The organism is Clostridium culturomicium (assembly GCF_000821305.1).
Lineage (GTDB): Bacteria > Bacillota > Clostridia > Clostridiales > Clostridiaceae > Clostridium_J > Clostridium_J culturomicium.
On record NZ_CCXK01000017.1, the window covers coordinates 619,125 to 644,993 of the forward strand.

Genomic DNA, 25,869 nt, shown 5'->3' on the forward strand with positions numbered 1-25,869 from the left:
GTGGAACTTGGCGAGGGAAAAGAAAACTACTAATACTTGAGAAGGTAGAAAAAATTATTGTAAAGATATAGTGTAAATATAAAGGGGGATATTTATGTACGAGATAAGACCAGAATCAATTAAAACGTTCATTACAGATAGAAATGTTAAATTGCCTAGATTTCAGAGAAAACAAACTTGGGATGAGAAGAAAAATTTTCAGTTATGTATTAGTTTGTTTAAAGAATACCCAATTGGAGTATGTATACTAAGTGTGGATGAAAGTAAAGGAAAGTTAGTTAGATGGCTTTTAGATGGCAGACAGCGTAAAAATGCATTAGCTATGATGTATGATGATCCTGAGAATATATATAATTGGGCTAAAAAGTTTATCGGTTTTAAAAATTCAGATCAACCAAGTGAAATTGAAGAGAAATTCAAAAAGAAAATAAGAGAATATATAGAAGCTGATATTAATGATGAATTTGGAATGGAACAATCAGATTCTAATGAGGATCATAGCGATGCTAATGAGGACGACGAGGAAGAGAAAATTACAACTAGTTCATATGGAATTGATCTATTGCTAGATATTATTAAGATAATTCATAATAAACAAAAGAAAAATACTGGATTTACAAAACCATTTGACTTTACAAATCATGTAAATAAGTTACCGTATTTAGAAAATGAAAATGGAGGTATTAAATTGTCATCTCGTCGTGTTAAAACATTTATAGATGAATATAGGAGATATTGTGATAATGAATATATTGAACACGATAATGAAAAATCTTTTTATAGATTTTTAGAGATTAGATGTGACATTCAAGATGACAAAAGAACGAAAGCTCTAATACATGAAAAGTGGGAAGAAATAAAAGATCGGATGATTATTGTTGAAAAAATAGATACTCTATTAACTAACAGCAAGATTGGAATGATTGAAGTTAAAAATTTATCACCATCTGATTCACAAAAAATATTTAACATTATAAATTCTGAAGGAGAAAAGCTAACAGCAGTTGAAATTTTATCTGCAAAACCACATTGGAATATCCCTATTGAAAACCCTTCTCAATATGCAGTAGAAGCAGTAAAAGAACTTTATAAAAGAATAGGGACTATACAAACTGATGTAGTAAGATGGGATTTCCCAGCTACATTATTAAAAAGAATAGGTAAAAACTTCGTACTAAAAGAGTTCACTGATTCAAAAACTGATTTTGAGAAAGAGCTTACTTTTGGATTTAAAATACTTGCTGGTATTTATGTTGAAGGAGTAAAAAAAGAAGACATTGAAAACCTAAGTAAATCTAAAAAATTTAATTGGAATACTGATATAGAAAGTTTAGTTTATGATCTACGAAATATGTTTAAGTTAATTTCATCTTTTGACTACTTTAAATATTTTAAGTCATGGAATACATCAATAATGGAGCTTACTAGTGATGCAATCGCATTAAATTTTATTATAATATCGTATTTGGACTGGTGTAGAAAAGGTAAACCTTTAGGAGATACTAAAGCTAAACGATTTCAAAAAAATTGTTTTATTTTATGGGACAGGTTGATTTTCGAATATATAAATAGGCAATGGAGAGGGTCAAGTGATTCTAAAATAGCAAATAATATTAGTAATCTGAGTGGAGAAGGTGAGAGTTTTACTCCGATACCTAATTGGAAATGGAAATCAATATTGGAAGACCAAATATTTGCAGAAAGCTCTATTGAATCAACAGATATTTCAATTTCTATTATGAAACCACTTCTTTATCATTTTTATTGCCTAAGAAATCTGCAAGGACCTGATACAAATTATGATGTAGAAGTTGATCATATTATTCCACAAACTTTGTTTAATGAATCATCAATTCCACGTAAGGAAGTAATACAAGATAATATTCTAAATCTCGGTTTGCTTCCTAAAGATGAAAATATATCAAAGAGCAATAAGAAATTAATACTTATAGACAGTCAATGGCTCAAGGATCAGATTGTAAAGTATGAATTTATTTTGGAAGATAAATTTTTGCAGTACTCTAATGTAAACAATTACCATGAAATGTTCGATGAGAGGAAGGATATATTTATAGAAGCATATACAATTAAAAGAGATAATATACTGAATAATTAAATAAATTATGTTGAATTATGTGATATTAAAGTAGTTATGATAAAAAGTATGCATTATGTAAAATGTTAAATTATTGGAGGTAAATAAATGAGTATTACTATAAAGTTTCCTCAGAATGAGGATATTTTTCTTGAAGAAGGTAAACCAATAGTTGTACTTGGTGCTAATGGCGCGGGTAAAACAAGATTTAGTGTGAAAATTGAAGAATTAAATGATGGGAAATTTAATAATTGGAATGGGCAAGAAGATTTATTAATTCATAGAATATCAGCTCAAAAAAGTTTATCAATTTATGATAACATATCTATTCAAGATTATGAAAGTTCGTCTAAGAGTCTATTTTACGGTGATACTGGCCAATATACCAATAAAATTAATAGCCGGTATAAGAGTAATCCAGCAACATTTTTATTGGATGACTATAATAAGGCACTTTCATTATTATTTGCTGAAGAAAATAGGCAACTGCAGGAGGCACATGCTATTGACAAGAATGCAATACTGAATGGAAATGACAGACCGTCGCCTATTACTACAGTAGTTGAATGTGCAACTGATATATGGAATGAACTTTTGCCACAACGCAGAATTGATCTCAAAGGGAATGGAGTACATGCGAAATATCATAATGAGAGATATCACGGAAAGGAAATGAGTGATGGTGAACGTGTTATGTTATATATGATTTGTCAGGTTCTTGTTCTAAAACCTAATAGTCTTTTAATTATTGATGAGCCAGAACTTCATATACATAAAGCAATCGTCAATAAATTATGGGATAAATTGGAAGGGATTCGTCAGGATTGTGTTTTTATGTATATTACACATGATCTCACATTTGCACTATCTCGAAATACAGAGAAAGTTCTTTGGATAAGAGAGTTTAATGGAACAGACTGGAGTTATGAATTCCTCGAAGCTAGTGACTATTCTGATTTACCATATGAACTTCTTTATGAAATTGTAGGAACACGACAAAAAATCATTTTTGTTGAGGGTGAAAAAAATAGTTATGACCACTTTCTATATCAGGAAATCTTCAGAGAACAAGGTTATCATGTTATTCCATGTGGTGGTTGTCAGGATGTTGTGAAGTTTGTTAAGTCAAAGCGTGCATATCAGAAACTCAATTCAATAGAGGTATATGGTATTGTTGATCGAGATTTTAGAACAGATGCTGAAATAGCCTCATTGCAAGCAGATGGCATATTTTGTCTAAGTGTTGCAGAGGTTGAAAATCTCTTTGTAGTTCCAGGGATATTAGATATAATAGAAGAACAATTAGGGTGTCAAGAAGGTACGGCTCAAATTGCAAAAGAGTTTATTAAGATCTTGTTTCTGAAAAATAAGGAAAATCAGATAGGAGAAGCATTTATAAAAGAAATTAATCATCAATTGACATTAAAAAATTTTTCTAATAAGAAATTGACACCAAAAGATATTAAAGAGCATCTTGATGTAGAATTTTCAATTGTTAAAATTCAGGAGTTTTTTGAGGCTAAAAAGCAACAATTTGATGCAGCTAATACAACAGATGAGATATTGAAAATCTTCAATTTTAAGGAGTTAAGTAAAAAGATAGGTTCAAAATTTGGAATCAGCGGAAATGAATATCCTCAGAGGGTAATTAATCTACTAAAGCGGAATCCTAATGATATAAGAAAGAAGATATTAAATATATTGTCAGAATATATTCCGGAGTTGCCATAAAATATTTACAAAACTTACTTAAATTAGGTATATAGTTATTCTCATAGATTACTAATAGCAAGTATATATTAACATATATGGGTAACGCTATGTAGTTTAATGGTACTTGTGCATATCCAATCACAAAAAGTTTATATGGATACTTTGTGAAATATGTTTACAGGGGAGTACCATAGGAACAGTACTGTTAAAAAACACACCACAATTAAAGAGATTATTAACTTACAATTAAAAGAGTAAATATATTTTAACTCCGTCCAAAGATAACTTGGACGGAGTTTTTCGTTAGGCATACTAATGCTGAAGTTAATGTAAAGAATTTTGTAAAATCATAAAGGAATAAGTTGTAAGTTGAAGAATAAATAATAAATAGAGAGTAATTTATACTATACGGAATTTAATAAAGATAAAGAGCAATCTGCGAAAATATCAAATGAGGTAGCAATACTACAAAAAATAAAAAAGCGTGGGGGAACAAGATGGGGGATTTAACAAACACTTTAAAAATGTTATTTAAGCTAAAGCCAGGTGTGGTAATTAAAAAACATGAGCTGGCTGAGGAGCTTCAAGTTAGTGAAAAGCAAATCTCAAGATATAAAAAAGCTTTGGATGAGATATTTTGCATTGATACTATTCCGGGGCCTTTGGGTGGATATAAGTTAATAGATTTATATTTTCCTTTCAAGGAATTATTAACTGATGATGAGCTGATGCTTCTAAAAAGCTATAGCAGTTCTATTCAATATATTGATAATGAAGCGCTTAGTAAAGCTTTAGATAAAATTAATTACTCTATTCTTAGAGACACCAATCAAGTTAGTGCAGAAATAATTCCTTATTCAAGAGTAAAATTAAGTGATGATATTGCGGATATTCAAGGCAAGTTATATGAGGCTATATTAAATAAAAATGAGATTATACTTACATATAAATCAAATAAGGGAATGGTCACTAAAAGGAGAGTTCAGCCCTTTAAGTTATTCGTCTATAAGGGAGAGTTTTATTTAATTGCAAAATGTATTTTGAAGAATGATATAAGGTATTTTAAGATTACCAGGATAGAAAAATTGATTGTTACAGGATTTAAGTTTGATAGTGATTTTGATGTTAATACATATTTAAATGAAGCAAAGGAAAATAATTTGGGGATTTTTGATGGTAAGCAATATGAACTAAAGTTAAGGATACATCCACCTATGGCCAATACCATAAGTGAAAGAATTTGGGTTGATAATCAGGTTATCGAAGAGTTGGAGGATGGAGGCATATTTTTTTGCGCCACTATGAAGGGGGGGCCAGAAATTATTTCATGGATTTTATCTATGCGTAGTTATGTAGAAGTTATTGAGCCCAGGTCCTTAAAAGAAGAATTGATTGAAGAGTTAGAAAAAATAAAAAGTTATTACAATAAATAAAAAATTATTATAATAAATAAAAATTCATACCAGTTTATGTCTAGGATTGTTGTTATATTAAGTTCAAGAAGATTAGATTTAAATTTTCACATAAAAAATAGGAGGTAAATATGAGGTTTAGGATAGATTTAAATGCCACTGATAAAAGAATTCCTATTGGGAATAGAATGATGATATGCAGTTTGATAAAAAAAGCATTTGAACTCGGGGATAATGAATTATTCAATAGCATTTATCTTTACGAGGATAAGAAGAGTAAAAAAATAAAGGACTTCACTTTTTCTATTTATCTTAGAGATTTTGAAGCTAAGGAAGGATACATTGTAGTTAATGGAAATATGACAGTTACAATAAGCACAACAGATTATAATCTGGGGATAGCAATTTATAATGGATTATTAAGTAATAAACGCTTTGATTATAAGGGTTATAAGTTGGAGATTAAGAAGGTTACTTTACTTAAAGAAAAGAAGGTTAACAGTAATGCAATTACATGCAAAACATTGTCTCCAATCTTTATCAGGAATACAGATGGAAAGGCAATAGATATTTTCGAAAGCAGGTTTGAAGATACCCTTAATTACATATGTGATTTATATCTTAAAACCTATAGGGGGTTTGGGCTAAAGGAAAGATTAAGTTTTAATCCTGTAAGTATGAAAAAGGTAGTAATAAAAGAAGAGATATCAGACTTTAAAGATAAAACAGGAAAGCAGTATATTTTCATTGATGCGTATAAAGGAACTTTTAATTTAGAAGGTAATGTTGATGATCTTCAATTATTGTTAGAGGCAGGAGTAGGTTTTAGAAGATCTGAAGGATTCGGACTTATAGATTTAATATAGGAGGTGATATTTTGGCTTTAATAAGAATTGAAAGCGGCGATTGGTTAAAAAATGCTTCAATTGTTGGTTTAAATAAGGTGTTAAATCATAAGAAAAAAATTGGAGAGAAAATTGAGCTGGATGGGAGTTATATTGAATTTGATTCTGCTATCCTTGAGAACTTTGAAGAAGCATATTTTCAAACCTTATTTGTGGAATATGGAAAAAGAGGTTCTTGGCACAAGTTGGTTAGTTATTCAGATAACTTAAAGAATCTTATAAAAGATGACATTGTAATTGAAGACATTGAGAAGCTAAATAAAATAATAGAAGACATTAAAAAGATAATAACTTCTAACAGTTATAAAAGTGCCTATCTTCTTTTAGAAGATGGAGGTTGGATAGAAGGTAAAGAAAAGACGCTAAATAAACTTAAGGTTAAGAAAAAAGATAATCCATTAGATTTTAAAGATAATATGGAAGTTCAGATTAACTTAAGTTTAGAAATAATTAATTGGTTTAATAAAGCTGAAGTTAAAAGGGTAATATTAGCAAAAAACGTTATGTATGATGTTATTCAGCCATTTTGGAATAATGTCAGCATTCTGCTAAAAACCAATAATAAAAGTAATATGTATGAGCTGTATAAAAATGACTTTATAAATCCAGTTTCAGATTATATTGAAAGTGATAGAGAAAAGTATAAAAATGCATGCTTTACCTGTGATAATAAGATTAAAAAGCTAAGCAAGCCTGAGGCCTTTGATTTAACTTGGCTGGTGAAAACAGGAGTTGATATGGCTAGAAAGTCCTCTCATTTCTGGAATATGAATGGTGATGCTTATATATGTCCTGTATGTAATTTATTATACTCCTGTTTACCACTAGGATTTAAAATGTTCAATAATAAGGGGATTTTTATAAATAGCAATCAGAGCTTAGAGAAGCTAATAGCAGCGAATACAACAACTCTTGATTATGAGAATAATAACTTTGAGGCTTTGGAGAATTTATCATATTATAATGTGCTGAATTCAATGGGGAATTTATCTGTAGATAACATGGATAAAGAGTTTGATAATATTCAAGTTGTTAAAATTGATGGTAATAATGGAGGAAGACCTTATAGTTTTAATATCTTATCTCCAAGAATAATGAGAGTTTTATATTTAAATAGGAAGCGATTAGAAAGCTTAATAAAGCTAAGAGTTAATATAACAGATAAGTATCGTATAAATTTATATAACGAAGTTATTACAAGAATTCATGATGGTAAAAATTTATTTGATTTAATCAGTAAGCTGCTATATATGTACTTAGATGATAGAAAGTTTAACAACATTAGAGCTATTAATAATATTTTTGTAATAAATAATTACTATTTAGGAGGTACAAGGAGAGGTATGAAATTAGATGATATTAGTAAGTTTCAATCATATGGTAATGAATTGAAAAATGAGTATGCTCGTAAGAAAGCAGAATCAAAATTATCAGGCATCACTTATAGGCTGGCAAATGCAATAAAAACTAAAGATTCAGGAAAGTTTATGGATACGATTATTAGTGCTTATATGTATATAGGCAAGGGGATTCCAAAGGAGATTTCTTTGGCATTAGCAGATGCTGATAGACTACAAAATGTTGGGTATGCCTTTATTATAGGACTTCAAGGAGAAATAATTAATAAGAAAAAAGAAGGAGATGTAAGTAATGAATAATATTAAGGGATTAACAATGACTATAGTTTTTGAAGCGGAAAGTGCAAATTACGGTGAAGGTGTTGGAAATGTAACTTCTCTGAAAAAAATATCTAGAGATGGAGGAAAAGCTTATACATATATCTCCAGACAGGCATTGAGATATAATATTATAAATCAAATGGGCTGTGATGATACACGCCTTGGATTAGATGGTGATGTAATACAGTTTGCACCAGATGCAACAATAAGAGAATACCCAGAAATTGATTTATTTGGATATATGAAAACTGTTAAGCCAGTTAAAACAAGACCAGCTGTAGCTAGATTATCCAATGCTATAGCCCTTGAAACATTTAATGCTGATTTAGATTTTTTAACCAATAAAGGTTTGTTAGATAGGTATAATAAAGGTGCTGCTGTGAAAAAAGAGGGTGGGAATATAGCTCAAAGTGAAATTCATAAATCTTACTATTGTTATACAATTACTGTTGATTTAGATAAAGTTGGTATAGATGAAAATGATAAGGTAAATTTAGAAAATGACGAAAAAGCTAATAGAATAGTAAAACTACTAGAAGCTATTAAGTTTTTATATAGAGATATAAAAGGAAGAAGAGAAAACTTTTCTCCAATATTTGCAATAGGGGGAGTATACTCAATTAAGAATCCTTTCTTTGAAAATAGGGTTAAATGCTTAAACAATGAAATTAAATTAGATGCAATAAAAAGTGTTTTAGGATTAGATAAAGAGGTTTCAGATAATACAAAAGTAGGCTTGATTAAAGGGATATTTAGAAACGATAATAAGATAATAGAAGAATTAAAAGCTGTAGATATGGCAGAATTTTTCGAAGAAATTAAAAAAGAAGTAACAGCTTATTATGAAGTGTAGGTGTTTTAATGAGTACTAAAAAGGCTGTGAGATTAGAAATCTATCAAAACTTAGTTAATTATAAAAAGCCTACCAGTTTTCAGTTAAAGGAGAGTTACCCATTACCGCCGCCTTCAACTGTAATAGGAATGGTTCATTTTGCTTGTGGCTATACAGACTATGAAAAGATGGATGTTTCCATTCAGGGAAGCTTTAACTCTAGAGTATATGATCTGTATACTAGATATGAATTTTCAGGTTCAAGCTATGAAAAAGATAGGCATCAACTAAAGTTTGATAGTAAAGATGGAAAAAGCTATGGAGCTATAAGAGGAATTTCTACAGCTGAATTATTAGTAGATGTTAATCTTGTGCTGCATATCTGTCCAGAGGATCAAAGTAAGGTAGAGGAAATTTATAAAGCGTTTAAATATCCAGTGGAATATATTTCTCTTGGAAGAAGAGAAGATATAATTCAAATTAATGAAGTGAAGATAGTGGAACTAGAAGAAGAAAAAGTAAAAGTTGAAGTATTGGAAGATAATACAAACTATTATATTCCTATAAAGGATGATGAAAAGAATGGGTATGATAAAAAAAGAATTGCTACTAAAGCATCTATTTTTACTTTAAATAAAGTCTATACAAAAGAACCTGTGAGGAAAGATGTTAAGTTTAGAAGATGGGAAACAGTAAAGGTAGCCTATTGCGTGGGTGGAAAGAATACTATATCTTTTACAAAGATTTATAAAGATGATGATAATAAAAAAGTGTTCTTAATTTAAAATAAAGGAGTTAGATACTGCATCTAACTCCTAAAATTTAGGAGTGGAAATGAAAAATTTATTTTTAGCGAAAAGTTTTCCAAGAGAAACTATTATAGAGCATACAGATAAGCTTTTAGAAGCTTTTAACTTATTAAAAGAAACTTACTCTGATATAAAAAATATTAATTGGGATCTTTTAAGATTAGCATGTATTTATCACGATTTAGGAAAAATGAATACGAAATTTCAAAATAAAATTGCAGAAAATATAAATAGAGAAGTTGAAGGTAATGGGGATGAAAAGAGAGTTCTATTGATAGAAGATAATCTTAGAGATATTGAAGAAATACCTCATGGATATTTAAGTAATGCTTTTATACCCAGAGATTATTTGAATGAAAATTTCACAGAGGATGAAATTAGGATATTATATGAAAGCATATATTATCATCACAATAGAGAAAAGTTAGAAGGAAACAGAGTAATAGATTTAATAACTGTTGTAAATGAAGATTTACCTAAGTATGCAGATGATTTTAAGTATGAAAAATTAGTTGGTGAGATAAAAGAGTTAGATATTGATTTTTTAGAAGATATATTTAATAGAATTCTTACGGAAAATACCATTTTAAAAGAGAAAGAATATGAAATTGCAAGTAAATTCATTATAACAAAGGGGTTATTAAATAAAATTGACTTTGCTGCAAGTAGTGGAGTTAAAGTGGAAATAAAACCAGGTAATCTAGTGAATTTAACTGAAGAATCTATACTTCCTTATAAAATAAATGAGCTTCAAGTATATATGAAGGAGAATACTGAAGAAAATATAATAATAGTTGCATCAACAGGGATAGGAAAGACAGAAGGAGCATTATTATGGATTGGGGATAATAAGGGGTTCTTTACACTTCCACTTAGGGTATCTATAAATTCCATTTATGATAGAGTGGTATCTAAGATTAATTATGGAAAAGAAAAAACAGCGTTATTACATTCCGACAGTGCTTCTGAATATAGGAAAAGGGAAGCTGGTGGTGTAATAGATAAAACCTATTTAGACGAGACAAAGCAATTATCTTATCCTTTAACAATTTGTACCTTAGATCAGCTGATAAGCTTTATTTTTAAATATGAGGGGTTTGAGCTAAAGCTTGCTACCTTAAGTTATTCAAAAATTGTAATTGATGAGATACAAATGTACTCTCCTGAGATGATCGCTTATTTAATTATAGCCTTAAGAGATATTGTGAAAATGGGAGGAAAGTTTGCTATAGTTACAGCAACCTTTCCACCTATATTTGAGCACTTTATGAATTATGCTGGATTAACTGCTGGTGATGACTATAAAAGATGTAATGAGCCTTTTTTAAAAAAGGAAAATGGGACTGTAATGCTGCGACATAAGATTAAGGTATATGAAGAGAACATAAATATTGAGAGGATAAAAGGTGATTATAAGGGGAAAAAGGTTTTGATAATTGTTAATACGGTTAATAAAGCCCAAGAGCTTTATAGTCAGCTCTATAATGATAAAGATATAAAAGATAATGTGTTTATGTTTCATAGTAGGTTTATTAAAGAGGATAGAGCTATTAAAGAAGAGTTTATATTTGAAGATGGACAGTTGAAAAATAAATTTTCAGGTATTTGGATTACAACACAGGTTGTAGAAGCCAGCTTAGATATAGACTTTGATGTTTTGTACACTGAACTTTCCGATATAAGTGGGCTCTTTCAACGAATGGGAAGAGTGTTTAGAAATAGAGTTTTAAAGGACGATAGAGTTAATATAAATGTATTTGTAGGGAATAAGGAGCTTCCATCAGGAATACGTGATAATACTTCTAAATATGATTCAATCATAGATATAGATATCTTTAATAAATCAAAAGAAGCTATATTAAAGTGGGATAATACTAAGCTGAATGAATTAGATAAAATGAAGATGGTTGAGAAGGTATATTCCCTTGATAGTCTTGGTAAATCAAATTATTATGAGGTAATAAAGAAGACAATTGACGATTGTGAAGTTATAATACCATATGACTTAAAAAAGAATGAACAGAAATTAAGAGACATAATTTCTGAAACTATAATTCCACAAAATATATATGAGGTAAATAAGGAAAAGCTAAATGAGTTGTTAATCAGACTCAACCTTTCACAGGATTTTTCAGAAAGAGTAAGATTAAAAGATGAATTTATGAAAAAAACTCTAACGATTTCACAGGCTATGTTCGATAAAATAAAAAAAGATGGTGGAGTTGAAGAAAGCATTAAGATAAGCAGTTATGAAGAAATTCATGTAGTTAAAGGTGAGTATTCCTTTAATACGGGATATATTCCTTATAAAAAAGAAGAAGGATTTTCTGGTAATCAATTTTTATAATTTAATAATTGTATCCTAAATATGTCTCTAATTGATGTTAATATTCAATTAGAGATTTATATTTTAGGAGGTAAAAATGGAATTTAATTTTGAAGAATTTAAGGTCCAGGGGACTAAATTTAACTACTATTATATTTGTAAAAGAAAGCTGTGGCTGTTTTCCAATGGGATAGCTATGGAAGAAGCCAATGATCGAGTTCAACAAGGAAAAATAACTCATGAACATTCATATAAGATCAAAGAAGGAAATAAGGAAAAGTTAATAGATGGTCTTATAAAAATAGACATTCTAGAAAAAGAAAATATAAGAGAAGTAAAGTTAACAAGCAAAATGCAAGAATCAGATAGAATGCAGCTTTTATACTATTTATATTATCTAAAACAAATTGGAATCATTAGACGTGGAACATTAAATTATGTGAAAGAGAAAAAGGTGGAGCAGGTTATCTTAACTAAAGAAGATGAGAACAAAATTGAAAAGGCTTTAGAAGGAATTAAGAAAACTTTAGCTTTGGCAAGACCTCCTAAGGTAGAGAAGTTACCTTATTGTAAAAAGTGTGCATATTACGAGTATTGCTATATTAAGGAGGTTCAATAATGGGAAAGGATTATTATGTTTTTTCAAATGGAAGAATTAAAAGAAAGGATAATACGGTTTATTTTATTGATGAAAATGAAGTAAAAAAAGGAATTCCCATTGAAGATATAGAGAGATTACACTTGTTTGGAGAAGTAGATTTAAACACAAAATTTTTAAATTATATTTCTAAATATAGCATTTTAATCAGTATCTATAATTATTATGGATTCTTTAGTGGAACATACTATTCTAAAAAGAAGAATGTATCTGGAGTATTGGTAGTAAATCAAAGCCAGGCATATTTAGATGAGCAAAAGAGACTTGAATTAGCAAAAGCATTTATTGATTCAGCATTTCACCATATGTTAAGAAATCTTAGAAGACATGATTCTGTTCCTAAAGAAATTATTGACCAGATGATGGTTGAAAGAAATAATATGAATTTTTCAAAGAATATTATGGAGCTGATGGGGGCAGAGGGTAGAGGCAGAAAATATTATTATGAAGCTCTAAATTATTTCTTGAAAAGTGATTTCTACTTTGAAAGCAGACAAAAAAGACCTCCAACAGACCCTATTAATGCTTTAATTTCTTTTGGCAATTCAATGATGTACACGACGGTTTTAGGCGAAATATATAAAACTCAATTAGATCCAACAATAAGTTACTTGCATGAGCCATCCACAAAGAGATTTTCATTAAGCCTAGATATTGCAGAGATTTTTAAACCTTTAATTGTTGATCCTGTTATATTTACTTTGATAAATAAAAATATGCTTACTCAAAAAGACTTTAACATTGAAGAGGGATTATGTTATCTAAATGAGGATGGAAAGAAGAGGTTTATTAGAGAATATGAAAATAAACTAAGCACTACAATAAAGCATAGAAGCTTAAACAGAAAAGTATCCTATAGGCATTTAATAAAGCTAGAATGTTATAAATTAATAAAAGCTGTAGTCGAGGGTGAAGAATATAAAGGTCTGAAGGCATGGTGGTAATTTTATGTTTGTTATAGTAACATACGATGTAGGAGAAAAGAGAGTAAATAGAGTAAGGAAAAAATTAAAAATGTATTTGATTTGGACACAAAACTCTGTATTTGAAGGTGAAATTACTGAGGCAAAGTTAAAAAAATGTTTAGCAGAACTAGATAGTGTTTTGAAAAAGGAAGAAGACTCTTTATATGTTTATAAAGTTAAAAATAGTAATAACATAAAAAAGGATGTAGTTGGATTTGAAAAGAGTTTTGATGATTTATTTATATAAAAGTATTTTGCAGTAAATCGTTTTTCTTTTCTGAGATGCATAAGTGTTGGTATACATAGGGTTAGAGGTATATGGGTTTATGTGGAAAATATATTATTGACGATTTACTGCAGGGTAAAGTAAAATATTAAGTAATAAAGGTCTGTAAATGGCTGTTTTAGGTGACTATTTTATAGTTTTTTATGGGGTTTTAGATTAACTATATGGAATGTAAATACAAAAACAAGAACTAAATACGCAGTTGGCAAGTACGTTTTAGATTAACTATATGGAATGTAAATGGCATTGATCCATTCACGCTGCTTAAACTATATTTATAGTTTTAGATTAACTATATGGAATGTAAATTATACTTTTAAAGACCTTCTCCAATTACACATAGGACAGTTTTAGATTAACTATATGGAATGTAAATGAGGTTATTTTTTACCTCTCTAGTTAAAGAAAGGATTTGTTTTAGATTAACTATATGGAATGTAAATTAGCTTTAGCTTTAACAACATCGAATGTAACACCTAGTTTTAGATTAACTATATGGAATGTAAATTGAAGGGTTGTTAATTCAAACAAAACAGGAGAGATTGGTTTTAGATTAACTATATGGAATGTAAATTGATTATCAAGATAATATTGATATGCCTATGACTACGTTTTAGATTAACTATATGGAATGTAAATATTATTTATATGGAATATATTGTTGTCGTCAATCTAGTTTTAGATTAACTATATGGAATGTAAATGGACTAATTAAATCATCATAAACACGTTGACCCACTTGTTTTAGATTAACTATATGGAATGTAAATGAAATCAAGAATAATATTTCCGAATTATAAGAATAGTTTTAGATTAACTATATGGAATGTAAATAAACTAGAACCTAATTTAATTGCATCTACTAAAAAAGTTTTAGATTAACTATATGGAATGTAAATAGCAAAATCAGTTACCTTATCATAAGGCCAATATATGTTTTAGATTAACTATATGGAATGTAAATATAAAAAATTCAGTGGATATTTTTTCATTAACACCGTTTTAGATTAACTATATGGAATGTAAATCTGATAATAGAGATTGATGCTACTCATAACACTAGCGTTTTAGATTAACTATATGGAATGTAAATGAGGACAAAGCTAAGACAAAGGAAGGAAAAACAGAATGTTTTAGATTAACTATATGGAATGTAAATCTGTATTTTTACAAAATTCTCTTTTAGATGATTTAGTTTTAGATTAACCATATGGAATGTAAATTCGAAATCCATCCTGGACTCTTCAATTTCTTTATAAGTTTTAGATTAACTATATGGAATGTAAATATAGAATTATACGATGAAATTAAAGATGAAGTACCTGTTTTAGATTAACTATATGGAATGTAAATGTTGGAGTGCTAATATTGTCAATGGTATTGGGGGGATCGTTTTAGATTAACTATGAGGAGTGTAAATTCATTTCTGCAACTTCTCTGCTGCTTAACTTATTTAGTTTTAGATTAACTATATGGAATGTAAACTATGTGATGATTAATAAAACTGCATTGGGAGATTGCGGTTTAGATTAACTATGAGGAATATATATGTTCATTTTAACATAAATTTTTGCTATATAATGAATTGAAGAATTAAATGGGGATATATATTAGCAATGCAAGAACACTGGAATTGATTTCTGGTGTTTTTATTATATTTATGTAAAATTTGGGAGGTATATATTGTTTTGTATAGAATAATAAAATGGAAATGGAGTTTACACGATAAATATTACTATAAATCAAAGGAGTGTGTAGGTTGAATATTGACAGTAGATTACATCATTTAAAAGAAAATGAAGTTTTAGAGCTTATGAGCAGATACTATAATAATGAAAAAACTACAGAGTTAATTAAAGAATATAATTTGAATATAACACCAGGAGTATTATATACCGTATTCCCACCTGAAAAGTTTGATGATATAAAATGTCCTGTTTGTAACTTGCCAATGCTAAGGAAAAGAGCGGCAAGAACTAGCTATAGGTATAATAATAACAAAATCTATTGTGAGAATTGTGGACATGTTGAAGGTGGAAGTTGTAGATGTAGTCACTGTATTGAAGTTGCAAGGATTGAGAAAAAGCGAATTCAGGAAGAACAGGAACGGATAAATTATGAGAAGAGATGCTTGATTAATGAAGTTTATGATTTAAATAAAAAAGAAAAGATTGGTCTAGAAAAATTATCGTTTAGAAGCAGGGTATATTTAGGGGCTCTGATTAGGGCAGGAATAACTGAAGATATGATGAGTGTAATTCCTATATTAGAAATGGATAGAAATGTATCACCTAGAGTTGGATACACACAGGAAATGATAAGAGATTTAATTAAAAACCAAGTAATTGTTGTTAGTCCTAATTCTAGTTTAGATGCGTTTCCAGATTCAGATGAGGAAACTGAATTTCCTTATTTATATTACACACTCAAAGTTAAATATGCATTGAATATTGAATTTCAAGAAGATTATACAGAAAACGTAGCAAATATTATGAATCCTGATGAACTTAGCAAAGAGGATTCAGAGGAAGCCGCAAAGATATGGCGAGAAGTTGCGCTTGAAGAATGTCTTGAATATTTTGAGTTTCAAATGAAAGAGGTTAATTTTAATGCTGCAATTGGAGAAAAAACAATAGCTACCTTTAAGGATTTGTTAGAAAAATTTTCAGTTTCCAAAATTTATGGAATTATATATAGAAGTGTAGCTAATGCTACAAGATATTATCAGCAAGGAGGAGTAAGTAAGAAGCAAGCTTCTAATTCTGTTATTGGTAATTGTCAAAGATATGCAGAAAGAGCAGTGATAGAAAATTGGTAGTTGAAAAAATTTGCAAGACCATATGTTATACCGCAATCTGTGTTAAGTGAGTTTTTGTTTAATAGAGTTCTTAAAATAGGAGAGTTAGGATTTAATATGACGCCTACTGAATTATAGTATAGATAACTTGAAGTTTTTTTAGTAATTTAATTATGATTATATGGAGGATGTATGAACAGTTTTGATAAGGAGTATCAACTAAATAAGTTATGTCCATATGGTTCGGAAAAAGAATATAAATATTGATGTAAAAACAAAAGCATTAGATGTGGCTATAAGGATGGTAAATTAGTAAAATCAGTACCCGTAGAAGGGGAACTTTTAAAGCTTATTGAAAATCAAATGAATTTATTTGAATCTATGTACAATAAGAAGCCGGAAGAAGCAAGAATAGAAGGGTGGTAAAAAGTTGAAAGTTATATTCTTTTTATAGTATATTATGGTGACATAGATGACTTACCTATACTTTAATTTATTATTATAAAGTATTTTTAAAAAAATACTACAACTTGCGATCACGATAGATTTTACTAGTATGAACATATCTTTAAACAAATCCAAAAGCAAAGTAACTACTAAATATTTAGCAGTTACTTTGCTTTTTCTCTTCCTCCCTATAATCCCTAACCATGACCATGTAAAATATGGTATAATATAGGTGAAATTGTTTAAGGGGGACGTTATATGTGGCTATTTAATAGAATGAAGGAGCCGGTTTTCTTAAAGAGCACTACACAGGCTGAAGAGCAGCTATGTAAACTTAAGGAACTTGAGCCTTTGTTAAATGCTGAGGGGAAGAAGCTAATAAATCAAGATATAAGAAATTTGGAGTGTGGTATTTTAGGGGAGAGAAATATTGCTTTCGAGCTTAAGAACAGCCATATGCCAATGTACATATTGCAGGATGTTTATCTTGAGGATGGAGACTTTAGTGCTCAGATAGACTTTCTTGTGTTTACAAAGAAGTATTGCTTTGTTATTGAGTGTAAAAATCTCTATGGGGATATTGAAATTAACAGTAAGGGTGATTTTATTAGAACAATGGATTTTGGTGGTGTTAGGAGAAAGGAAGGAATCTATTCTCCTATAACTCAGAATCAAAGACATTTGGAGCTGATGAAGAAGATTAAAGTAGATAACAAGGAAAATTTATTTGTGAAGTTAATGACAGATAGATTCTTTAATAATATGTATAAATCCATTGTGGTTTTGGCTAATCCTAAAACTATTCTTAATGATAAATATGCTAAAAAGGAAGTTAAGAACAAGGTTATCCGTTTGGATCAGCTGGTTAAGTATATAAAGGATATGAATGCTAATTCTAATGATCCTTCTAGTTCTGATAAAGAAATGCTAGATTGGGCTAATACATATTTCAATTTACATAAGGAGGCTGCTAAGGATTATACTTCAAAGTATGAGCAGTATAAGCTAGAAGCAGTTAATGAAGAGGTGGCTGCAACAGCTGAGCCTATCATAAAGAAACAGGAATCTACGACAGCTGAGCCGGCTTCACAAGTAAAGATCGGTAAAGATTTAAAAACCAGTGAAGTAGCAGTAGAAGTAAAAAGCAGTGAAGCAGTAATGAAAGGTATTAAGCCTAAATTACCAATAGAAGAAAGTGCAATTTTTAAAGAGTTAAAAGCTTTTAGGCTTGCTCAAAGCAGAAAAGAAAATATTAAACCATACTTCATTTTTAATGATAATCAGCTTAGAGATTTAATTGGTAAAATGCCAGTGACACCTGGAGAACTCCTTGCAGTATCAGGCTTTGGTGAAGTGAAGGTTAAGAAATATGGTAATGAGATTATAGAAATAGTAAAAGGATATAAATAAAAGCAACAGGTTTCGTTTTGAGGTGTAAAACAATAAAATCATAGAAAAACCACATGGATTTAACACAAAAATCACATGTGGTTTTTTATTGAATATATTAGACATATTATTAAAGTCCAGCATAGCTGCTGGACTTTAATTCTTAGTATATTAACATCGAATAATTACCTAAGACTTATTATATTACTTTCCGACTTCCTGTTTAAAGCCTTCAATTATTTCTACGTTCTTTTTATCATTATAAGAGTTAACTGTAATATTTGAAGTCATCTTTAATTCTATTAAATCCTTACTTAATTCAAACTTGCCATCTTTACTAGGTAATACTTCTGGTTGTTCAAATACAAAGTAAGAGCTATAGCCAATTAAAACTCCTGATTTATCAATGGTTAAAGTGTTTGTCATTTCTTTATAATTTGTTTTTCTTAAGGCCTCAAGATTTACCATATTAGAGTCTACTGCTCCTGGTATCACATTAGGATTATTTTTATATTCCTCCATGGTCGCTTCCATGTTTTTCACATTTTCTTCTTTTACTTTCTTTATAGCATCCTTTGTATACTTTATAGAAATTATAGTGTTTTCTCCATCCTTACTTTCCTTAAGTTCCTTTAAATCCTTAGCATTTATCTCAATGGCAGAAATATCATCTACTCCATAAATATTATTATTCTGCTGACCTTCTAACTTCTCCCACTGACTTTGTTCTATAGTCCTATTATATGTGTCACCATCTAACACTATCATTTCTGTAAAAATTGCTTTTTCACCATCAATATTATTAAACATCTCAAAGTACCATTCCTTGGTGTTCATATTTGCAATAACATCACTTCCATAACTTTGATTTTCATCCTCTATTTCTATTGAGATGGTTCTAGTTAAACTAATATTTTCAGCTGCAATTAATTTCTCTTTGGCCTTTAATATGTTCTCCACCTTATTTTCATCAACTTTACTTCCACATCCCACAAGTGGTGCTACACAAATTGTTGACGTTAACATTACCATCAGTATTTTTTTTATTTTTTCCTTCATCATAAATCCCCAACTTTCTTTTAGTTTAAATTAACTCTCTAGTTAAACCCTTTTTAACCTATTTTTTTGATCCCTATATTTTATATAATTATATCATGTTTCTTGTATATGTAAAATTATGCATTATAAGTTATTGCTTTTTATTATAAATATACTATATATCTTAGGGCGAAAATATACTATAGCTCTTATGGGGAGGAGAAGCTGAAATAAGTGGAGGAGTATTACGAAGGTCTCGCGGTGGAAGGTTAAGCAGTATGCAAGCATCTCTGGGGACGGAATAATTCTAAAATACAGATATTATATAGGGATGAATATGATATAATGTTCTTAAAATAGGATAAGTTTGGGGGATACTTATGATTAAAAAATTAATTATATTAGTACTGGTTGGAGCCTTGACCTTGGGTACAGGGTGCACTAAGAAGGAGGATTCAACAGGGCCTTTGGGGGATAGGGCTGAAGAGAATGTTGAACAGGATGAGAATGGACTAGAGGAAGATGGGACTGTAATAGAGGAAACTGAGGAGTTAGAGGAAAAACAGCTTGAAAAAGTAGATTTATATCCTTTCTTAGATGAGAGTATAGGGTTATATGGCTATATAAATAGCAAGGGTGAAACTATTATAGAGCCACAGTTTGAAGGGGCTGGAGATTTTAGTTATACTGATGGTTTTGCAATTGTTAGCGATGAAAATTATAATATGAATTATATTAATGAAGAAGGAGAGTATCTTTTAGAAGGATTTAAGTATGAGAACATAGGATATCCCATAGCATGTCTTATGACTTTTACTGATGAAACCTATACCTTTGGAGTTGTAGATTTAAAGGGAAACACGATTTTGCCACAGGAATATCAAAGTATTAATGTTTATATGGACGGCTCTATGGTGATTTGTAAAGATGGAAAGTATGGTATGACTGACGGTAAGGGGAAATTTATTGTAGAGCCAGAATATGATCAGATATTTTGGAGTCCTTCAGGGATTATAATAGAGAGTAAAGGCAAGTTCGGATTATTAGATAAGAAAGGCAAGAAGGTTTTACCTTTAAAATTTTATGATGTAGCCCTTTTAAACGATGACTTAATTGGATTTAAGGACAAAAGTGGAAAATATGCTATGTATAATTACAAAGGGAAAAAGCTATCTGACCATGCATATGATTATATGAATGGTTATGGAAGGTCTATAATAGAAGTTTCAAAGGATGGTACGTGGGGATATCTAAATGAGGACGGAACGGTTGCTGTAGATATTAAGTATGGACAATTAGATATCAATGTTCTGGATTCGCAATATGTTCAGGTTAAAATAGATGAGAAATATGGAATAATGGATATTAAGGGTGAGTTTTTATTAGAGCCTAAATATGATAATATATTTCCAGGAATCAATAATGACGGTACCCTTAATAAGCAGTGTTTTATAGTAAAATAAGGTAACAAAAGGTCACTAATTGATAAAACAGGGAAGGTTCTCCGTGAGGATATCTATGATGGAGTCCTGATTTATGAAGATTTCATTCGAGGAAGTAATGATGAGTATAATTATATTATGTTAGATTTAGAAGGAAACGATATCGCAAAATATAAGTGTCTTCAAGCTGGTGGAGAATATATGCTGATTAAGGATAGTGAAGAAGAAGTTCTTGGGTATGTAGTAGATTACTATACAGGACAAGTTATATCGGAAGATAGATATGAAGATATGACATCCTATTTAGAATATAACAGGTTAATTGCAAGAACTGGACAAATCTTTTATATCCTAGATGAAAATTGTGAAGTGCTAGCTGAATTAATTCCTAATGAATATGAAATAAAGATAAGAGACATGGTAGTGTATGGGGAAGAATTAATTAAGGTCTATGATGCATTTGGAGGATTTCATTGGATAAACAGTAAGGGTGAAAGAATCAAATAATGAAGTTCTAAATGAAGAGAAATTAAAATATAGTTCTAAGTTAAGAAGAATTAAAATATAGTTTTAAATTAAGAAGATTTAATTAAAAAAGCTGCAGATTTTTAAAGCCTGCAGCTTTTTATATGGCCTAGTTTACTTTTTGATTTTATGCATTAAATTTCATATTAACTTGATATGCTATTAACAGCAGCATCTTTTGTAGTTTCGTTCATATCACTTAAGTAATCTTCAACTGATAGTTCTTTAGCAATTGGCTTGCTTTCATCAAGTGCTTTCATTCCAAATCCGGTGTATCCATAGATGGCTGATATTATTGGGTTAATAAAGCCAAGGAAGTGGAATGGTGCATAGGCAAAGGCACTTACGCCTAAGGTTGTAAAGTATATTGCTCCACAGGTGGACCATGGAACTAAACCAGAGGTTAGTGTACCAGCATCTTCTAATACCCTGGATAAGTTTTTAGGGTGAAGGTTTAATTTTTCATAAACAGGCTTGTACATTTGTCCTGGTATAACAATAGCCATGTATTGATCAGCTGCCATAAAGTTCATTGCTATACAGCTGATTATATTTGATAAAATTATGCTTCCTCTGCTGTGACAGAAGGTTAGGATTTTTGCAATAATAGTATCAAGGCATCCGATTTGTTTAACCAGACCTCCAAAGCAAAGGGCACAGATTACTAAGGATATAGTTTCCATCATTCCAAGCATTCCACCTCTGTTTAGAAGTGAATCAACCATGGCATTTCCTGAGGCTATCTCAAAGCCATAGAATAGAGCGTGAAGAATTTCAGAAATGCTGTTTCCTTGCATTAAGGAGAATATAAATCCAATAATCGTTCCTCCAAGCATTCCAGGGATAGCAGGCACCTTGAATATTATCATAAGTACTACTGATAATGGAGCTATAAAAATTAATGGACTAATATTAAAGTTAGCTTGTAAAGTTTCTAAAATAGCAGTTATTTGTGATGTATCAGCAACTGCTGAGTTTTTAAAGGATAAACCAATAAAAGCAAATAAGGTTACTGCAATAAGAAAACTTGGAATAGTTGTATAAAGCATATGCTTTATATGGTCGAAAACGTTTACCCCTGCAACGCCAGCAGCTAGGTTTGTACTGTCTGAAAGAGGAGATAATTTATCACCAAAGGATGCACCTGTTACAACTGCTCCTGCAACGATTGCTGAAGGAATACCAAGACCTGCTCCAATACCCATTGCGGCAGTTCCCATGGTACCAGCTGTAGTCCATGCACTTCCCGTTGAAACGGAAACGATAGCACAAATTATTGGTAGTAAGAACAAAAACATTGTTGGTGTAAATAATTTAAGACCATAGAAAATCATACCAGGTACTACACCACCTGCAATCCAGCTTCCAACTAAGCATCCAACAATCATAATGATGAAGTTAGCCTGCATTGCCATTGAATTTGTTTTAATCATTGATTCCTCCATGTCGTTCCAGCTGTGGCCCAATAATTTACCTATTATTGCAGTAATTGCACAGCAAATGATAAGAGGAATTTGAGGAACCGAATCGAAGACTAATACTCCTAATAACATGAAAACGATTAGACATGCAAAAGGAATCATTGATACAAGTAAAGATGGTTTTTTAACCGAATTAATATTGCTCATTGTTTGCCCTCCTTAAAAGTTAAATTAAGCCATACACTCCCATAATAATACAAAATATGAAAAAATTCAATTAAATTGTTGAAATTATTTAACTTTTTGAAAAATTTATAATTAATATTAAATTATATTTTATATATTAAACAATAGTATTATTATGAAAATTCTTTGAAAGTATAAGGTTGAAAATGTAAAAATTACCATATATACTTAAAGAAAGAATATAACATTGGGGGGATATGAGTGTTTAAGTTTAGTGAAAATGTGTACTGTGATGTTAGAATTGAGCGTGAATTTAAGACAAAGATAATTTATAATGACGGAGACCTTCAACAAAATAATGAAGAGGAGTATAGTTGTGCCTTTATAAGACTTTATGATGGAGCTAGGTGGTTTTATTCTTCCATAACAGATGAGGAGAAAATACAAGAAGAAATTGATAGATTGACTGATTTAGCTGGAGGCAGGATAGTTACTGAAGATGATCCTGCAATAAAAAATCTTCATGGTAATGTATATAACAATATGAAATATGAAGATTGTGCAGTGAAAAATATATCTAATGAATATAAGGATAATTATTTGAAGAAATACTTTAGCATTTTTGGAATGTATAAACAAGTTTCATCTTGGACTGCTAGATATATAGACCGTTATAATATTAGAGAATTTTACTCAAGTAAGGGAGCTCGTGTAAAGTACGATAATAATGTTACGGGGATTTCTTTTAAGTATATCTTAAAAGAGGGCGAAGAAGTGTTTACTAATAGCTGGCAGAAGCTGATAAATCCATTGGGTGAAAGTGAAGAGTATAAAGAGCAGTTGAAGGAATCTATTGAAGAGGGAATTAATTTTGTTAAGAATGCAAAGCCTATAGAGCCTGGTGAATATGAAGCAGTTTTAGCACCGGTTGTTGCAGGAGTTTTTGCTCATGAGAGCTTTGGTCATAAGAGTGAAGCTGACTTTATGATAGGTGATGAAAACATGAAGAAGGAGTGGGAGCTTGGTAAGAAGGTTGCCAGTGATATTCTTTCTATTGTGGATTATGGCGATGTTGAGGGTTCAGGATATACCCCTGTTGATGATGAGGGGAATGCAGCCTGTAAGACATATTTAATTAAAGATGGTGTTTTGGCAGGAAGGCTTCATGATTCCATGACGGCTTCAATCTTAGATGAAGAGGCAACGGGAAATGGAAGAGCAGTGAGCTTTGAGTTTGAACCAATTCCAAGGATGACCAATACCTATATTGAGCCAGGGGATAAGACTGTGGAGGAGCTAATTGCAGAGGTTAAGGATGGAATATTTATTAAAGATATCAACCATGGGTCAGGTATGTCCACCTTCACTTTAGCTCCAGCAATGAGTTATAGAATCAGAGATGGGAAGATTGCAGAGCCCTTAAAGATTGCAGTTGCAACAGGTAGTGTTTTTGAAACTTTAAATTTAATTGATGGGTTAAGTAATGAGGTTGAAATAATGTCTTTTATCACTGGTGGCTGTGGCAAGATGGAACAGTTTCCATTGCCAGTAGGTTTTGGCGGACCTTATGTGAGAATCAAGAAGTTATTTGTTCAATAATTAAGAAAAGATTTAGTTGAAGCATATAAGAGAGCTAGATTGAGTTAAAAGGTTATTTCTTCAATAATTAGGGGGTGTATTTATGAATAAAGAATTGTTGAAAATAAAGATAAAAGAAACTACTGTTCAAATATCTAATGGAGATGTAAAGGCTATAAGAAGTAAAGACTTAGTTAAATCAGGAGCAAGGGTATACAAAGATGGCCTTGTTGGTGTTGCAGGGCAGTATGGTGAGAAAAATATTGAAGAGCTTTTCCATAAAGCTGAGGAAAATTTGAGATTCAATATAAAGTATCCTTGTGAAATATCTAAGGAGTTAAAAATAGAGGTTGAAAGTGGACAGGAAAGAAATAATGTTGGAATTGATGAAATTGAAGCCTTAGTTAAGGAAATTAGTAAGGTTACAAAAGACCTTGGATTTATTGCCAGTGGAAACATAAAGCTGATTAATAAAAGTGTGGAGCTTAATAATGATGAAAACTTGAACTGTAGCAGCAAAAGTACTGATATTGTTTTTGAAATCCTACTGAAGGAGTTGGGATCACCTAATATTTTTGATACAGCGTACATGCCTATAGTTAAATATATAGATAGCACTGAGATGTTAAAAGAAGTTGAAGAGATATGTAGAGCACATAAAAATCCAGTGGACTTACCGATATCTGAGGATAAAACAATTAGATGTGTTTTCTCGGAAATTGGATATGTGACCTCCTTCTTTGAAAATGAATTGAGTGCTCAAAAGATTGGTACAAACTCCTCTTACTTTATAAATAAGTTTGGTGAAAAGATATTTAATGAGGCTCTCACCATGTATCCATCAAACAATATTGATGAAGGAGGAATGGCTTTTGACTATGAGGGCACTGAAGTAAAAGGTGAAGAGGCTGCTTTAATTTTAAATGGTGTTTTGATTCAGGGCTATGCAGATAAACGTGATGCTAAAAAATACAATTTAAACCCTACAGGAAGCGGCTTTGGTGAATTTAATAGTGTTCCTTCCACCTCAGCCCTTAATTTAAACTTTAAAAATGGAAAAAGTACAATTAAAGAGTTAATTGGAGAAAAGCCAGCTGTGTTAATTTATTCTGCTGGAGGCGGAGATTTCACAAACGATGGTGGCTTTGGAACACCGGTTCAAATTGCATACTTATTTGATGGGGAAAAGCTCGTTGGCAAGGTTCCGGAGTTTTCTGTTAAGTCTCATATATATGAAATGTTTGGAGAGAACTTTGTGGGGGTTGCTTCAGACAGCTTAAAGGATTATTCCTTAGAGAAACTTTTAGTAATGGATATGAAGGTTAATTAGAACATTATATATGCAGTAAAAAACCTCCCAGCCATA

General features: G+C 30.5%; 19 protein-coding genes and 1 CRISPR repeat array. Of the genes, 17 read left to right on the top strand and 2 right to left on the bottom strand.

Annotated features, from left to right (window positions below; translation table 11 throughout):
* Nucleotides 1-94: 94 nt before the first annotated feature.
* From BN1075_RS15280 to BN1075_RS15340, 13 genes are all read left to right on the top strand, one after another.
* Nucleotides 95-2,116: a DUF262 domain-containing protein gene (locus tag BN1075_RS15280; RefSeq protein ID WP_040194089.1), complete on the top strand. Its 2,022-nt coding sequence runs from the start codon at nucleotides 95-97 to the stop codon at nucleotides 2,114-2,116.
* A gap of 87 nt (nucleotides 2,117-2,203) precedes the next feature.
* Nucleotides 2,204-3,826: a DUF4435 domain-containing protein gene (locus BN1075_RS15285; RefSeq protein WP_040194090.1), complete on the top strand. Its 1,623-nt coding sequence runs from the start codon at nucleotides 2,204-2,206 to the stop codon at nucleotides 3,824-3,826.
* A gap of 479 nt (nucleotides 3,827-4,305) precedes the next feature.
* On the top strand, nucleotides 4,306-5,241 hold the full coding sequence (locus BN1075_RS15290; RefSeq protein ID WP_040194092.1) for a helix-turn-helix transcriptional regulator: 936 nt from the start codon (nucleotides 4,306-4,308) through the stop codon (nucleotides 5,239-5,241).
* Nucleotides 5,242-5,351: 110 nt separating this feature from the next.
* Nucleotides 5,352-6,086 carry a CRISPR-associated endoribonuclease Cas6 gene (gene cas6, locus BN1075_RS15295; protein ID WP_040194093.1) on the top strand — a complete coding sequence of 245 codons (735 nt, stop codon included), beginning with the start codon at nucleotides 5,352-5,354 and terminating at the stop codon, nucleotides 6,084-6,086.
* 11 nt (nucleotides 6,087-6,097) lie between these two features.
* Nucleotides 6,098-7,783 carry a type I-B CRISPR-associated protein Cas8b1/Cst1 gene (gene cas8a1 / locus BN1075_RS15300; protein WP_040194094.1) on the top strand — a complete coding sequence of 562 codons (1,686 nt, stop codon included), beginning with the start codon at nucleotides 6,098-6,100 and terminating at the stop codon, nucleotides 7,781-7,783.
* Nucleotides 7,776-8,657, top strand: coding sequence for a type I-B CRISPR-associated protein Cas7/Cst2/DevR (gene cas7i, locus BN1075_RS15305; RefSeq protein WP_040194095.1), 882 nt, complete (start codon nucleotides 7,776-7,778; stop codon nucleotides 8,655-8,657). The genes cas8a1 and cas7i overlap by 8 nt, the downstream gene beginning before the upstream one ends.
* Nucleotides 8,658-8,665: 8 nt before the next feature.
* Nucleotides 8,666-9,421 (top strand): type I-B CRISPR-associated protein Cas5b, encoded by a 756-nt coding sequence (cas5b, locus tag BN1075_RS15310; RefSeq protein ID WP_040194096.1) that lies wholly within the window; start codon nucleotides 8,666-8,668, stop codon nucleotides 9,419-9,421.
* Between the two features lie 49 nt (nucleotides 9,422-9,470).
* Nucleotides 9,471-11,792, top strand: a complete 2,322-nt coding sequence (locus tag BN1075_RS15315; protein WP_040194097.1) for a CRISPR-associated helicase/endonuclease Cas3 — start codon at nucleotides 9,471-9,473, stop codon at nucleotides 11,790-11,792.
* A gap of 76 nt (nucleotides 11,793-11,868) precedes the next feature.
* Complete coding sequence (gene cas4 / locus BN1075_RS15320) at nucleotides 11,869-12,390, top strand: CRISPR-associated protein Cas4 (RefSeq protein WP_040194098.1); 522 nt, start codon at nucleotides 11,869-11,871, stop codon at nucleotides 12,388-12,390.
* Nucleotides 12,390-13,373, top strand: coding sequence for a type I-B CRISPR-associated endonuclease Cas1b (gene cas1b, locus BN1075_RS15325; RefSeq protein WP_040194099.1), 984 nt, complete (start codon nucleotides 12,390-12,392; stop codon nucleotides 13,371-13,373). The genes cas4 and cas1b overlap by 1 nt, the downstream gene beginning before the upstream one ends.
* Before the next feature lie 4 nt (nucleotides 13,374-13,377).
* Nucleotides 13,378-13,641, top strand: a complete 264-nt coding sequence (cas2, locus tag BN1075_RS15330; RefSeq protein ID WP_040194100.1) for a CRISPR-associated endonuclease Cas2 — start codon at nucleotides 13,378-13,380, stop codon at nucleotides 13,639-13,641.
* 187 nt (nucleotides 13,642-13,828) lie between these two features.
* A CRISPR array of direct repeats spans nucleotides 13,829-15,230; the repeat unit is 29 nt; unit sequence GTTTTAGATTAACTATATGGAATGTAAAT.
* A 209-nt stretch (nucleotides 15,231-15,439) separates the two neighbouring features.
* On the top strand, nucleotides 15,440-16,498 hold the full coding sequence (locus BN1075_RS15335; RefSeq protein WP_040194101.1) for a hypothetical protein: 1,059 nt from the start codon (nucleotides 15,440-15,442) through the stop codon (nucleotides 16,496-16,498).
* A gap of 684 nt (nucleotides 16,499-17,182) precedes the next feature.
* Nucleotides 17,183-18,334, top strand: a complete 1,152-nt coding sequence (locus tag BN1075_RS15340; protein ID WP_040194102.1) for an HRDC domain-containing protein — start codon at nucleotides 17,183-17,185, stop codon at nucleotides 18,332-18,334.
* 183 nt (nucleotides 18,335-18,517) lie between these two features.
* Here the strand turns inward: BN1075_RS15340 and BN1075_RS15345 are convergent, their stop codons facing one another.
* Complete coding sequence (locus BN1075_RS15345) at nucleotides 18,518-19,372, bottom strand: hypothetical protein (RefSeq protein WP_040194103.1); 855 nt, start codon at nucleotides 19,370-19,372, stop codon at nucleotides 18,518-18,520.
* Between the two features lie 359 nt (nucleotides 19,373-19,731).
* Here BN1075_RS15345 and BN1075_RS15350 point away from each other — a divergent pair, with 359 nt between their 5' ends.
* Entirely contained in the window at nucleotides 19,732-20,814 is a 1,083-nt protein-coding gene (locus BN1075_RS15350; protein ID WP_040194104.1) for a WG repeat-containing protein, read from the top strand.
* Nucleotides 20,815-20,931: 117 nt separating this feature from the next.
* Nucleotides 20,932-21,300, top strand: coding sequence for a hypothetical protein (locus tag BN1075_RS15355; RefSeq protein ID WP_040194105.1), 369 nt, complete (start codon nucleotides 20,932-20,934; stop codon nucleotides 21,298-21,300).
* A 164-nt stretch (nucleotides 21,301-21,464) separates the two neighbouring features.
* Here BN1075_RS15355 and nhaC read toward each other — a convergent pair whose 3' ends face one another.
* Nucleotides 21,465-22,946 (bottom strand): Na+/H+ antiporter NhaC, encoded by a 1,482-nt coding sequence (nhaC, locus tag BN1075_RS15360; protein WP_197072329.1) that lies wholly within the window; start codon nucleotides 22,944-22,946, stop codon nucleotides 21,465-21,467.
* Between the two features lie 240 nt (nucleotides 22,947-23,186).
* Between nhaC and BN1075_RS15365 the strand changes: the two genes are divergently transcribed.
* Both BN1075_RS15365 and BN1075_RS15370 read left to right on the top strand, forming a co-directional pair.
* Nucleotides 23,187-24,524, top strand: a complete 1,338-nt coding sequence (locus BN1075_RS15365; RefSeq protein ID WP_040194107.1) for a TldD/PmbA family protein — start codon at nucleotides 23,187-23,189, stop codon at nucleotides 24,522-24,524.
* An 82-nt stretch (nucleotides 24,525-24,606) separates the two neighbouring features.
* Nucleotides 24,607-25,833, top strand: a complete 1,227-nt coding sequence (locus BN1075_RS15370; protein ID WP_040194109.1) for a metallopeptidase TldD-related protein — start codon at nucleotides 24,607-24,609, stop codon at nucleotides 25,831-25,833.
* The last annotated feature ends 36 nt before the right edge of the window (nucleotides 25,834-25,869 follow it).